The sequence below is a fragment of the Streptomyces sp. NPDC017529 genome (genome assembly GCF_044329785.1).
In the GTDB taxonomy this organism is placed as follows: Bacteria; Actinomycetota; Actinomycetes; order Streptomycetales; family Streptomycetaceae; genus Streptomyces.
Window position 1 is genome coordinate 318,368 of record NZ_JBIRJY010000001.1, and the last position, 13,156, is coordinate 331,523.

Genomic DNA, 13,156 nt, shown 5'->3' on the forward strand with positions numbered 1-13,156 from the left:
ACGCTACTCGTACATGACGTACTCGGGCCGCGGCCGCAGGGCGAGGACCTCCTGATGCGACATCAGGCGGCTGCCCTTGGGGTCCTCGTCGTAGAAGAGCTTGAAGCCGGTGTGCATGCCGCGGGGCAGGTCCTTGACCAGGTACTCCCAGGTCTCCCGTTTCAGGTCGGGCGAACCGATGCCGTCGGCGCACTTGACGGCGGCGACGCCGGGCTGCGGCCTGAACGCGTGCTGGTCCTCGACGACCGAGGTCGCCACCTGGTGGAAGACGAAGGGCTTCTCCGGCAGGTCGTGCTCGCGGACCAGCCCGGAGAGGTAGCGGGCGATCTCGGTGAGTTCGCGGCCGTCGGTGCTCCCGTAGGTGTCGCCCGGTTTCTCGCCGGGGCCCATCTCCCACTCGGGGTCCAGGGCGAGTCCCACGTCCGGGTGCACCAGCCACTCGCGCAGCGCCTTGACCTCGCCCAGCGCGGAGGCGCGCCCCGGCTGGATGTTCAGGAGCAGCAGGGCGCGGTGCTTGCGTGCCGCCTCGTGGAAGCGGCGGACGGTGCCGGCGGGGGTGCGGGAGCGGTAGGTGCCGTCGTCGCCCGCCTCGGCGTTGGCGACCGTCGCCAGCAGTTCCAGGACGGGCAGCGGTTCGCGGTCGGCGGCGTAGGTGTGGGCGAGCTTCTCGATCTCCCGGGCGCGCTCGTCCAGGTCGCCTTTGCCGAGCCGGCCGAGGACCGGGGACCCGGGCAGGCCGCAGAAGCCCACGAGCTGGTGACGGGGGAACAGTTCCCGGCCGCCCCGCGGGAGCTGGGGGCGCTTCCTGGCCGGCCTGGCCGAAGGGCCGCTCCCGGCTCCCGGGGTCCGGGGCCGCGGGGCGCCGGGCGGTGAGGCGTCGCTGTCCGCGGTGCCGCCGCAGGCGGCGAGGAGGCCGAGGCCGGCCGCGGCGGTGGCGGCCAGGGCGCCGCGGCGGCCCAGCTCGCGCGGTGGGCGGCCGCCCGCGCCGGGCGTGCCGTCGGGTGCGCTGTCGACCACGTCGTCTCCGTGAGTGCGTAGGGGGTGCGTGCCGGCCGGTGGGGACGTTGTGCCGTGCGCCTTGCCGGGTGCGACCGGATGAAACTCCACTCGGCACGCTGTCTGCCCTATCACGATCAAGATTGCGCCAACTCCGACCGGGCGGGCGGCACCGCGCCTCTCACCCGCTCGCCACCCCCGGCTCCCGCCTTCGGCCGCAGGGTGACCCCCGCGTTGGTAGGCAGCCGGTGCGTACGCAGCCCGAGGGGCTGGGTGGCCACGCGCACGCTCGGCAGACTCGTGATCACCGCACCGACGAGAGAAACGAGTGGCCGACATGAGCAACGACACCGTGTGGAACGCCGGCTGGAGCACCGCCGTGCAGCGCCCGAGCACCGGGTTCGACAAGAACTGGGCCGAGGAGGGCTTCGCGGACCAGACGGTACGTCAGGTCGTACGGGTCACCGGCTCCGGCACCACGGCCCGCGTCAGACTCTCCAACCGCTTCGGCACCGGCGAGCTGGCGGTCTCCGGCGCCACGCTCGCCCGCACGGACCGGGGCGCGGCCGTGCGGGAGGGGACCACGCGCCGGCTGACCTTCGGGGGCGCCGACTCGGTACGGATACCGGCGGGCGGCGAGGTCTACAGCGACGCGGCCGAGGTGGACGTGGCGCCCTTCGACCGGCTGACGGTGAGCCTGTACTTCGCGCGGCCGACCGGGCCCGCCACCTTCCACGCCCAGGCGTTCACCACGTCCTACCGCGCCGCGGGCGACCAGCTCGCCGCCGCCGACCCGGCGGTCTTCACCGAGACGTCGCTGTCCTGGTACTTCCTCGCCGACGTCGAGCTGGCGGGCGGCCCGGCCCGGCGGGACACCGTGGTGGCGTTCGGCGACTCGATCACCGACGGCTTCGCCTCGACGCCCGGCACCGACCGCCGCTACCCGGACGCGCTCGCCGGGCGGCTGGCCGAAGCGGGCCTGGCGCGCCCGGTCCTCAACGCCGGGATCGGCGGAAACCTGCTGCTCAACGACTCGGACTGGTTCGGTGAACGGGCCGGCGCGCGCTTCGCACGCGACGTCCTGGACAAGCCCGGGGTACGGACCGTGATCGTGCTCGTCGGCCTCAACGACATCGGCTTCAGCGAGGCGGACGAGGCCGCGTTCCCGACGTACCGGCCCAACCCGCGGCTGTCCGCCGCGCAGGTCGTCGACGGCTACCGCGAGCTGGTCGAGCGGGCGCACGCGGCGGGGGTGCGGGTCGTCGGCGGCACGATCCTGCCGTTCCGGGGCGCCGAATACCACACGCCGGCTTCCGAGGCCAAGCGCCAGGAGATCAACGCCTGGATCCGCACCTCCGGCGCGTTCGACGCGGTCGCCGACTTCGCGGCGGCGCTGGCCGATCCCGCCGACCCCGACGCGCTGCTCCCGGCGTACGACAGCGGCGACCGCAAGCACCCGGGCGACGCCGGGTACCGGGCGATGGCCGCGGCGGTCGACCTGTCGGCCCTCTGAGCGGCCGCGGCGCGCCGCCTACAGGCGCTCGACGATCCGGAAGCGTTCGGCCACGACCATCGTGTCGTCGCCGACCGTGAACGCCGGGTCTCCGAGCGCCTCGCGCATCTTTGGCCCGTGCCAGAAACCGTCGTGGTCGGCCCGCCAGCCGGCGACCGTCCCGTGGCCCTCGCCCTCGTCCACGGCGTGCCGCAGGTCCACGTCGGCCAGGCGCAGCACGCGTACGTCCGTCACCTCGATGACGGCGACGGAGCGGCCGTCGGAGCCGGGCACCCGGTAGCGGTCACCGGCGCGCGGCAGCGGGTCGCCCGCGTGCTCGTAGTCCGCCACCAGGCCCGTCGTGGTGGTCTTGGCCCCGGACAGCACGGCGGCGACGAGCCGGTCGCGCAGCGGTCCCGGATAGGCGAACTCGAAGGGTGGCAAGGATTCGTGGGCAGGCATACGGCCCACTCTAGAAGGGCCACGGCGCGGCACGCCCGCGCGTTTTCAGGGGCGGTCGTCCCGCCCGGCGGCACGTGCCGTGTGCAGTGCCCAGGCCACCATGGGTGCCTGGAGCGGCAGCCGGCCGTAGGCGACGGCCTTGAGGGGCGCGGAGCGGTGCCGCCAGTCGCGGGCCATCTTGACGTTGGCGGGGAAGACGGCGGCGAACAGGCCCGCGGCGGCCAGCGCGCCGGCCCGGCGGGTGCGCGGCAGGGCGACCGCGGCTGCCACCGCGAGTTCCGCGGCGCCGCTGAGGTACGTCCAGATGCGCGGGGAGCCGGGCAGTGCCCGGGGCACGATCGCGTCGAACGGCTTGGGGGCCAGGAAGTGGAGCGCCCCCGTACCGCCGAGCATCCGGGCCATCAGCAGGGCGGAACGGTCGGCGGTTCGGTCGGCGGCTGCCACGGGGCGCTCCCGAGATCGGTCCGGTGCGGTCGGTGCCGACCTTACCGGCGGGTCAGGTCGGCGGACAGGGCCCGACCACCGCCGGGTACGAGGTGTGCGTCACGCCGTACCAGGGCCGCGTACCGCCCGTCGGCGGCGAGGAGTTCGTCGTGGGTGCCGCGTTCGGCGATCCGTCCCGCGTCGAGGACGACGATCTGGTCGGCGTCCCTGACCGTGGACAGGCGGTGCGCGATGGTGATCGTCGTACGGCCCTTGGCGAGGGCGTCGATGGCCTGCTGCACCGCGTGTTCCGTGCGGGTGTCCAGGGCGCTGGTGGCCTCGTCGAGGACGAGGACGGGCGGGTCGCGCAGGATGGTGCGGGCGATGGCCAGCCGCTGTTTCTCGCCGCCGGAGAAGCGGTGGCCGCGTTCGCCGACGAGGGTGTCGTAGCCGTCCGGCAGGGCCGCGATGTGGTCGTGGATCTGCGCGGCGCGGGCGGCGCGCTCCATCTCCTCGTCGCTCGCGTCGGGCTTGGCGAAGCGGAGGTTGTCGGCGACTGAGGCGTGGAAGAGGTACGTCTCCTGGGAGACCACGCCGACCGCGCGGGCGAGGGTGTCGAAGTCCAGGTCGCGTACGTCGGTGCCGTCCAGGGTGACCCGGCCCGCCGTCACGTCGTACAGGCGCGGCACCAGGTAGCTCAGGGTGCTCTTGCCGCTGCCGGTCGGGCCGACGACGGCCAGGCTGCTGCCGGCCGGGACGGTCAGGTCGATGTCGCGCAGGGTGGCCGGGGACGGTCCGGCGCCGGGGCCGCGCTCGGAGGTGTCGTAGGCGAACGTCACGTGCTCGAAGCGGATCTCGCCGCGCGGTGCGGCCAGGCGTACCGGGCGGTCCGGTTCGGTGATGGTCACCGGCAGGTCGAGGTATTCGAAGATGCGCTGGAAGAGCGCGATGGAGGTCTGCATCTGCACGCCGGTGGACAGCAGCGAGACGGTGGGGCGCAGCAGGCCCTGCTGGAGCGTGACGAAGGCGACGAGGGTGCCGATGGAGAAGGCCGGGCCGCCCATCCGGAGGACCAGGCCGGCCGACCAGTAGATGACGGCGGGCATGGCGGCCATGACGATGCCGATGGTGGCCATCCGCCAGCGGCCGGCCATGTTGGCGCGGACCTCCAGGCCGACCAGCCGCTCGGACTCGGCGGCGAAGTTCGTGGTGAGGGAGTCGGCGCGGCCCATCGTGCGGCCGAGCAGGATGCCGCTGACCGACAGCGATTCGGTGACCATCGCGGACATCGCGGCCATCTGCTTCTGCCGCTCGGTGGTGATCTTCTTGCGTTCGTTGCCGACCCGGCGGCTGATCCAGACGAAGAGCGGGAGCAGCAGCAGTGAGATGGCGGTCAGCCGCCAGTCGAGGGCGAGCATGGCGACGACGGTGGCGACCACGGAGGTCAGGTTGGAGACCAGGGAGGTGGCGGTGGAGGTGACGGTGGCCTGCATGCCGCCGATGTCGTTGGCGATGCGGGACTGCACCTCACCGGTGCGGGTGCGGGTGAAGAACGCCAGCGGCATGCGCTGGAGCTTGGCGTAGACGGCGGTGCGCAGGTCGTGCATGACGCGCTGGCCGACGGTGGTCGAGATCAGGGTCTGCAGGACGCCGAAGACGCTGGTCAGCACGGCGGTGACGATCATGCCGGCGGCGAGCAGGGTCAGCAGGCCGGTACGGCCCTGGGGGATGGCCACGTCGAGGACGGCGCGCAGCAGGAAGGGGGAGGCGACCGAGACCAGGGAGGAGGCGGCCACCAGCAGGCCCACCGTGACCAGCCGGCCGCGGTAGGGCTTGAACAGCGCGAGGATGCGCCGCACCTGGGCCGGCTGGGCCGGGTCCTTGGGCGGCGGGGTCCACTGGGGTTCGTCGGGGCGCATGGGCTCCTTCGGGGGGCAGGGAGGTTGGGGCAGCCGAGCATAGCCAATAGTTACCTATACTCACAATGAACTTGATCCTGATACCCTCCGGCCATGCCCTCCCCCGACCCGGCCACCGCGGACCACGACCTGGCGGAGCAACTGGTACGGCTCACCCGCCGGATGCACCGCGCGCAGAAACAGCACCTGGAAACGCTCGACATCGCGCTGACCCCCGCACAGCTGCGGCTGCTGCGCATCGTGGACCACTACCCCGGCGACGCGCCGCCCCGCATGGCCGACCTGGCCGCGCGCCTGGAAGTCGTACCGCGGGCCGTGACGACGCTGGTCGACGCGCTGGAGGCGAAGGACACGGTCCGCCGGGTGCCCGACCCCGCCAACCGCCGCGTCATACGGATCGAGCTGACCGGCACCGGCCGTTCGACGCTGCGCGCGTTGCGCGGCGCGCGCCGGGCCGCCGCACAGGACATCCTGGCGCCACTGACCGCCGAACAGCGGGACGTCCTCGGCGGCCTGTTGTCCACCCTGGTCGACGGGGCGGCGGCGCGCTGCTGAAACACTGGCCCGGTGGCCGCTCCGGAGGCCGGAGCGGGCCCGAGCAGACCGGAGGTAGAACGTCATGCCCCTGCTGGAGCCGAAGCCCGGGACCCTGCGGCCGGCCGCCACCGAAGGCCCGTACCACGACCGGGTGGCCGACGGGCGGGCGTCCGGCACGCCGGAGCGGCTGCGCGACGACCTGACCGCGCTGCTGGGCCCTGACAAGGTGCTGCACGGGATCTCCGACCTGGTCCGGTACGCCTCCGACGCGAGCCCGTACCGCTTCGTCCCGCAGGTCGTCGTGCTCGCCGAGGACGTCGACGACATCTCCGCGGTCTTCTCCTACGCGCACGGCAAGGGCCGCAACGTCGTCTTCCGGGCCGCCGGCACCTCGCTCAACGGGCAGGCGCAGGGCGAGGACATCCTCGTGGACGTGCGCCGGCACTGGGCGGGCGTCGAGGTGCTGGACGGCGGCGCCCGCGCCCGTATCCGGCCCGGCACCACCGTCGTACGGGCCAACGCCGCGCTCGCCCGCCACGGCAGGCTGCTCGGCCCCGACCCGGCCAGCGCCATCGCCTGCACGCTCGGCGGCGTGGTCGCCAACAACGCCTCCGGCATGACGGCCGGCACCACCCGCAACTCCTACCGGACGCTCGCCTCGGTCACACTCGTGCTGCCCTCCGGGACGATCGTGGACACCGGCGACCCGGCGGCGGACGAGGAACTGGCGCACGCCGAGCCCGCCCTGTGCCGGGGCCTGATGGAGCTGAAGGCGGAGATCGAGGCGGACCCGGAGCTGGTGGCCAGGATCCGCGCCAAGTACCAGATCAAGAACACCAACGGCTACCGCCTGGACGCCTTCCTGGACGCCTCCACCCCCGCCGGGATCCTGCGCGGGCTGGCGGTGGGCTCCGAGGGCACCCTCGGCTTCATCGCGGAGACCGTCTTCGAGACGCTGCCCCGGAACCGCTGCACCTCGTCGGCCCTGCTGTTCTTCCCGACGCTGAGCGCCGCCGCTGCCGCCGTGCCCCTGTTCAACGAGGCCGGCGCGATCGCCGTGGAACTGATGGACGGCAACACGCTGCGCGCGTCGGTGCGCGTGTCCGGAGTGCCGGCCGACTGGGCGGAGCTGCCGAAGGCGACCGCCGCGCTGCTGGTCGAGTTCCGCGCGCCGGACGACGCGGCGCAAGAAGCCCAGGAGGAGGCCGCGCGCGAGGTGCTGGCCGGACTGGACCTGGTCACCCCGGTCGCGTCCGTCACCAACGAGTTCACCCGTGACGCCGGGGTCATCGCCGGGTACTGGAAGGCGCGCAAGGCGTTCGTCACGGCGGTCGGCGGCTCCCGCCCTTCCGGTACGACGCTGATCACCGAGGACTTCGCCGTACCGCCGTCCCGGCTCGCCGAGGCCTGTGCGGCACTGCTGGAACTCCAGGCCCGGCACGGCTTCGACGCGGCGGTAGCGGGCCACGCCGCCCACGGCAACCTGCACTTCCTGCTCGCCTTCGACGCCGCGCGGCCCGCCGACGTGGAGCGCTACGCCGCCTTCATGGACGAGTTCTGCACCCTGACCGTCGAGCGCTTCGACGGGTCGCTGAAGGCCGAGCACGCCACCGGCCGCAACATCGCGCCGTTCCTGGAACGGGAATGGGGCCCGCGCGCCACGGAGTTGATGTGGCGCGTCAAGAAGACCGTGGACCCGCACGGCATCCTGGCCCCGCGCGTCCTGCTCGACCGCGACCCGAAGGCCCATCTGCGCGGCCTGAAGACCATCCCGCGGGTCGAGGCGGTCGCCGACCCGTGCATCGAGTGCGGCTTCTGCGAACCGACCTGCCCCAGCCAGGACCTGACCACGACGCCGCGCCAGCGCATCGTGCTGCGCCGCGAGATGATGCGCCAGACGCCGGTGTCTCCCGTCACGGGCGCCCTGCTGGACGCGTACGGGTACGACGCGGTGGACACCTGCGCGGGCGACTCGACCTGCAAGCTGGCCTGTCCCGTCGGCATCGACACCGGCGCGATGATGAAGGACTTCCGGCACCGGCGCCACTCCCCCAAGGAGGAACGCGCGGCGGCACTGACCGCCCGGCACTTCAAGGTGGTCGAACGGTCGGCGCGGCTGGCGGTGGCCGCCGCCGCACAGATCGGCGACCGGATCGGCGAGGGGCGCGCCGACCGGCTGCTGAAGTCCCTGACGGGCGCGGCGCGCAAGGCGGTACGGCCCGATCTCGTACCGGAATGGCTGCCGCAGATCCCCGGCGCCGCGGCCCGCCGGCTGCCCGCCACCCGGCGGGTGGGCGCCGTCGCCGTCTACTACCCGGCCTGCGTGAACCGCATCTTCGGGGAACCGGACGGCTTCGACGGGCCTTCCCTGCCCGAGGCCGTCGTGGCGGTGTCGGCGCGCGCGGGCAAGCCGGTGTGGATCCCGTCCGACGTGACCGGCACCTGCTGCGCCACCATCTGGCACTCCAAGGGCTACGACGAAGGCAACGCGGTGATGGCCAACCGCATCGTCGAGGCCGCTTGGGGCTGGACCGCGGGCGGACGGCTGCCGCTGGTCGTGGACGCCTCCTCGTGCACGCTCGGCATCGCCCACGAGGTCGTGCCGTACCTCACCGAGGACAACAGGGAACTGCACGATGAACTGACCGTCGTCGACTCCGTCGTCTGGGCGGCCGAGGAACTGCTGCCGCACCTGGAGATCCTGCGGACGGTCGGCTCCGCGGTGCTCCACCCGACCTGCTCCATGCGCCATCTGGGCGACGAGGCGCAGCTGCGCGCGGTCGCCGAGGCGTGTGCGGAGGAGGTGGTCGTCCCGGACGACGCGGGCTGCTGCGCCTTCGCGGGCGACCGCGGCATGCTGCACAGGGAACTGACGGAGGCGGCGACCGCCAAGGAGGCGGCGGAGGTGGCCTCCCGGCGGTTCGACGCGCACCTGTCGGCGAACCGGATGTGCGAGGTGGGCATGGACCACGCGACCGGCGGCCGGGGCTACCACTCGGCCCTGCTCGCCCTGGAGCGGGCGACGCGGCCGACGGGGTGAGGGCGGGGGCGGGGGCCACCCGGCGCCTCAGTCCTGTACGTGCAGCGCCACCGCGCTCTTCGCCGGTACCGGGATCCGTGCCGTCCCGTCGTCCCCGACGGTGACCGTGTGCCCGTCGCACGCCCCGGGCGCGGCCCGGACGACGTCGCAGTAGGTGCCGGCGGGCAGCGACGTGGCGAACGTACGGTCCAGCGCGCCGCCGCCGTTGTTGAGGGCGACGAAGCCCTTCCCGTCGCGCCCGAACGCGATCGCGTCACCGCCGTTGTCCCACCAGTCGGTGATCCCGGCGGAGCCCACCGCGTTGCGGAACCCGACCATGCCGGTGATCTCGCGCTTGGCGTGGATGCCGGTCCAGCCGTCGGCGCCGGCGGGCGGGCCCGCGTCCTTGTCGGTCCACGCGTACCCGGAGTGGACGTTCGGCGCTCCGTATGGGGAGGCGAGCATGAAGACGTTGGCGAGGAGGTAGGCGGCGCCGTCCTTGTAGGTGAGCGTCGAACCGTTGCGCTCGGTGTCCCAGTTGTCGACGAACGTACGGGCCCGGTCGCCGCTCAGCTTCCCGTCGGCCACGGACTTCAGCTGCGCGAGGTTCCCGCTCTGGAACGCGGCCTTGAGGTGCGTGCCGTAGCGGAACTCGTCGACGTCCCCGGTGGCGGTGTACTCCTCCGGCCGCACCGCCTCGCCCTCGCCGTACACCACCTCCTGCACCCAGAAGCCGGGGGCCTTCATCTTGCCCTTGACGGCCGCCAGATCGCCGGCGGCCATGTGCTTGGCGGCGTCCACACGGAAGCCGTCCACGCCCAGTGACCGCAGGCCGTCCAGGTACCCGGCGATCGCGGTCCGTACGCGGTCGCTGCCGGTGTCGAGGTCGGCCAGGCCGACGAGTTCGCAGTTCTGCACGTCACCGCGGTCGGTGTAGTCGGCGATGTCCTTGCGGCAGGTGTGGAAGTCCTGGTCGCGGTAGAGGCCGGGATAGTCGTACTTGGTGTACGAGGTGCCGCCGGTGCCCGTACCGGACCCGGCCGCCATGTGGTTCACGACCACGTCGGCGATCACCTTGACGCCCGCCGAGTGGCACGCGCCCACCATGTTCTCGAAGGCCGTACGGTCGCCCAGCCGGCCGGCGATCCGGTAACCGACGGGCTGGTACGACGTCCACCACTGCCCGCCCGCTATGTGCTCGGTGGCGGGCGACACCTCGACGTAGCCGTACCCGGCCGGGCCGAGCTGCTCGGTGCAGGCCTTGGCGACCTGCGCGAACGGCCGCTCGAAGAGGGTGGCCGTGACGGACTTGACGCCCGGCGGGGACGCCTGCGAGGTCCAGGGGGCGTACGTGGCAAGGCCGGCGGCGGCCAGCACTCCGGCCAGCGCTCCGCCGAGCAGACGGGAACGACGCTGCATACTGCGGCTCCTTCGACAGGCGGAGACGACCGGCCGCGACATTCGGGCGTGGGGGGGGGCCGCGGGGCGGTGTCCGCGCGGGCAGCCGCATGCGGGGCTGCCGTGGGGGGTGTCGGATGTCGCGACGGAGCCTGCCCTTCCGCCGGTTGACGCGTCAAGAGGTTCCGTAAGAAATTCCAATCGCTTGCGCAAGAAACTTTCCACCACCGCCGTTCCATACGGGGCGGATGACCAAGGCCCTTGCAGGGCAAGCCCCTCAGGAGCCCACAGGGCAGGCGACCGGGCCCGGACGAAGAATCAGTCCGAGCGGCCCTCTTGTGCCTCATGCCGCACAACCGTCAAGGTCCTCAGCGAGGTTCACGCTTCCGCCACGCACCATCCGTTCCTATGGAGGACCGATGAACGAGGCACCATCGCAGCACCATGAGCCCCACGAGAACGACGACCACCGCGCCAGACCCGACGAGACGGGACCGAGCAGGCGCTCCGTTCTGTGGAGCGCCGGAGCGGCGGGTGCCGGGCTGGGAATGGGCGGACTGGGCGCGGGCAGCGCCGCGGCAGCCGGCTCGCGCCAGGGGTCGGCGGCAGCGGCCGCGGCAGCCGCCGAAGCGGCGGCAGCGGAACCGAGGCGCAAGTACAAGACCATGATCGGTGTACCGTTCGAGAAGCGGAGCACGCTGCGGATCGGCATCATCGGCCTGGGCAACCGCGGCATGGGCATGCTCCCCCTCTACCTCGCCATCCCGGGCGTCCGGGTCGTGGCGCTGTGTGACCCGGTCAAGGAGAAGGCGGCCCAGGCGGCCCAGCTGGTCACCGCCGCCGGGCAGCCCGCGCCGGCCGTCTACACCAAGGGCGACCACGACTTCGAGAACCTGTGCAAGCGCGGCGACCTCGACTTCGTGTATATCGCCACGCCGTGGGACTGGCACTTCGACATGGCGAAGTCTGCACTGCTCAACGGCAAGCACACGGGCGTGGAGTGCCCCCTCTCCCTGCGCATCGACCAGCTCTGGGAGCTGGTCGACCTCTCCGAGCGCATGCGCCGCCACTGCATGCAGCTGGAGAACTGCTGTTACGGACGCAACGAGATGCGCGTCCTGCGAATGGCGCACGGGGGCCGCTTCGGCAAGCTGTTGCACGCCGCGGGCGCTTACAACCACGATCTGCGCCAGCTGATGTTCGACCCGACGTATTACGAGGGCCCCTGGCGGCGGCTGTGGCACACCCGGCTGCGCGGCGACCTCTACCCGAACCACGGCTTCGGGCCGATCGCCAACTACATGGACGTCAACCGCGGCGACCGGGCAGTGCGCATATCCAGCTTCGGCACCCCCGCCCTCGGGCTCGCCGAGTACCGCGAGGCGCACATGCCGCCGGGCGACCCGAGCTGGAAGGAGTCGTACATCGAGAGCGACCGCACCTTCAGCCTCGTCCAGACCGCCAAGGGCAGGGTGCTGCGGCTGGAGCACGACGTCTCCACGCCGCACCCCTACAGCCGCATCAACAGCCTCGGCGGCACCAAGGGCGTCTTCGAGGACTACCCGGAGCGGATCTACATCGAGCCCGACCACACCGACGACCAGTGGGGCGACTTCGGCAAGTACGCGGAGTGGGACCACTGGCTGTGGAAGGAGCACGCCAACCCGCCCGGCGGGCACGGCGGCATGGACTACATCATGCTGTTCCGTCTCGTGCAGTGCTTCCACCTCGGGCTCGTACCGGACTTCGACGTCTACGACGGAGCGACCTGGAGCGCGCCGGTACCGCTGAGCGACGCTTCCATCAAGGCGAACGGCACGCCGCAGCGCATCCCGGACTTCACCCGCGGCCTGTGGCACAAGCCGCGGCAGGGCGTGGACTCCCCCAAGCCGCGGGCGTGACCGGGCGGGGGCCGGGCGGACACCGAACCGCGCCCGGCCCCCGCCTTCCGGTGGCGGTGCCGGTTCAGGCGGCCAGATGCGCGGCGTCGCCCATGACCACGACGGGATGCTGCTTCGGGTCGAGCGTGCGCAGCAGCGACACCATGCCCGCCTTCGAGATGCTCACGCAGCCGGACGTGCCGCTGCCGTGGTCCAGGTGGAGCCAGATGCCGCCGCCCTTGGCCTGTCCCTGCGGCCGGGTCGGGTCCAGGGGCGAGGTTCCCTTGACGCGGTTGTAGTCCACCGCGATGACGTGATCGAAGTCGTGCCGGGTGCGCTTGTCCCAGTACGGGGGCGGGGTGAAGGCCGTGGAGTGGGTGTACGGCAGCTTCGCGCCCGGGTCGGGCAGCACCCCGCCCGCGTCGGAAAGACCGTAGACGCCGACCGGGCTGCGCAGGTCGTTCTCGTGGTGGTCGGTGGTCCAGCCCTTCCTGCCGTTGTGCGCCGGCCAACTCGCCGTACGCTGCCACCCCTTGGCCGCCTTCGTGTACAGCACCATCGTGGCGTCCGGGGAGTCGGCGCCCTTTCCGTACACGGCGACCACCTGCCGCGTTCCGCCCGGGATGCGTGCCCGCAGCTGTGCGCCCACGCCCGGCACGGTCTTCGTGTACCCGGCCGGCGCGCCCGCGGTCCGGCCGCCACCCTTTCCTTCGTCCCGTGCCGCTCCGCCGTTTCCACCGCAGCCCGCCAGCAGGGTCAGCCCCACCGCGGCGAGCGCCGCCCTCCGTACCATGCAGCCCGCTGTTCGCATGACTCCCATGGTCGCACCACGCGGCGCGTACGAGCAGGGCGCCCGCGGCGCGTACAAGGAGGGCGCTCGCGGCGCGTACGGGCGGGGCGCCCGCGACGCGTTGTGCGCGGTCGCGCGGAAAACCGGTTGAACCGGGGCGCCTTGACGCGCCAGTCTTCCATGGCCTTCCCACACCCGCGCCCGCCACCCGAACACGCGTCCGCGCGCCCCGGCAGCAGC

Annotated in this window: 11 protein-coding genes; 5 read left to right on the top strand and 6 right to left on the bottom strand. The window is 72.7% G+C overall.

Going from position 1 to position 13,156, the window contains the following annotated elements:
* Positions 1-3 precede the first annotated feature (3 nt).
* Complete coding sequence (locus ACH4K4_RS01010; RefSeq protein WP_398163862.1) at positions 4-1,017, bottom strand: hypothetical protein; 1,014 nt, start codon at positions 1,015-1,017, stop codon at positions 4-6.
* 316 nt (positions 1,018-1,333) lie between these two features.
* Here ACH4K4_RS01010 and ACH4K4_RS01015 point away from each other — a divergent pair, with 316 nt between their 5' ends.
* Positions 1,334-2,509, top strand: coding sequence for an SGNH/GDSL hydrolase family protein (locus ACH4K4_RS01015; RefSeq protein ID WP_398163863.1), 1,176 nt, complete (start codon positions 1,334-1,336; stop codon positions 2,507-2,509).
* A gap of 18 nt (positions 2,510-2,527) precedes the next feature.
* Here the strand turns inward: ACH4K4_RS01015 and ACH4K4_RS01020 are convergent, their stop codons facing one another.
* The 3 genes from ACH4K4_RS01020 to ACH4K4_RS01030 all read right to left on the bottom strand — a co-directional run bounded on the left by ACH4K4_RS01020 (position 2,528) and on the right by ACH4K4_RS01030 (position 5,292).
* The gene (locus tag ACH4K4_RS01020) at positions 2,528-2,950 is read right to left on the bottom strand and encodes an ASCH domain-containing protein (RefSeq protein ID WP_398163864.1); all 423 of its coding nucleotides are present in this window, start codon (positions 2,948-2,950) and stop codon (positions 2,528-2,530) included.
* Positions 2,951-2,995: 45 nt separating this feature from the next.
* On the bottom strand, positions 2,996-3,352 hold the full coding sequence (locus ACH4K4_RS01025; protein ID WP_398164491.1) for a hypothetical protein: 357 nt from the start codon (positions 3,350-3,352) through the stop codon (positions 2,996-2,998).
* A gap of 83 nt (positions 3,353-3,435) precedes the next feature.
* Positions 3,436-5,292: an ABC transporter ATP-binding protein gene (locus ACH4K4_RS01030; protein ID WP_398163865.1), complete on the bottom strand. Its 1,857-nt coding sequence runs from the start codon at positions 5,290-5,292 to the stop codon at positions 3,436-3,438.
* 93 nt (positions 5,293-5,385) lie between these two features.
* Here ACH4K4_RS01030 and ACH4K4_RS01035 point away from each other — a divergent pair, with 93 nt between their 5' ends.
* Both ACH4K4_RS01035 and ACH4K4_RS01040 read left to right on the top strand, forming a co-directional pair.
* Positions 5,386-5,847 (top strand): MarR family winged helix-turn-helix transcriptional regulator, encoded by a 462-nt coding sequence (locus tag ACH4K4_RS01035; RefSeq protein WP_398163866.1) that lies wholly within the window; start codon positions 5,386-5,388, stop codon positions 5,845-5,847.
* A 64-nt stretch (positions 5,848-5,911) separates the two neighbouring features.
* On the top strand, positions 5,912-8,869 hold the full coding sequence (locus ACH4K4_RS01040) for an FAD-binding and (Fe-S)-binding domain-containing protein (protein WP_398163867.1): 2,958 nt from the start codon (positions 5,912-5,914) through the stop codon (positions 8,867-8,869).
* 27 nt (positions 8,870-8,896) lie between these two features.
* Here ACH4K4_RS01040 and ACH4K4_RS01045 read toward each other — a convergent pair whose 3' ends face one another.
* Positions 8,897-10,267, bottom strand: coding sequence for an alpha-amylase family protein (locus ACH4K4_RS01045; RefSeq protein WP_398163868.1), 1,371 nt, complete (start codon positions 10,265-10,267; stop codon positions 8,897-8,899).
* Positions 10,268-10,665: 398 nt separating this feature from the next.
* Between ACH4K4_RS01045 and ACH4K4_RS01050 the strand changes: the two genes are divergently transcribed.
* The gene (locus ACH4K4_RS01050; RefSeq protein ID WP_398163869.1) at positions 10,666-12,147 is read left to right on the top strand and encodes a Gfo/Idh/MocA family protein; all 1,482 of its coding nucleotides are present in this window, start codon (positions 10,666-10,668) and stop codon (positions 12,145-12,147) included.
* 64 nt (positions 12,148-12,211) lie between these two features.
* On the opposite strand, the gene ACH4K4_RS01055 is transcribed toward ACH4K4_RS01050, so the two are convergent.
* The gene (locus ACH4K4_RS01055; RefSeq protein WP_398163870.1) at positions 12,212-12,946 is read right to left on the bottom strand and encodes a L,D-transpeptidase family protein; all 735 of its coding nucleotides are present in this window, start codon (positions 12,944-12,946) and stop codon (positions 12,212-12,214) included.
* Here ACH4K4_RS01055 and ACH4K4_RS01060 point away from each other — a divergent pair.
* Positions 12,945-13,067: a hypothetical protein gene (locus ACH4K4_RS01060; protein ID WP_398163871.1), complete on the top strand. Its 123-nt coding sequence runs from the start codon at positions 12,945-12,947 to the stop codon at positions 13,065-13,067. The two genes, ACH4K4_RS01055 and ACH4K4_RS01060, sit on opposite strands and share 2 nt — an antisense overlap.
* Positions 13,068-13,156 lie beyond the last annotated feature (89 nt).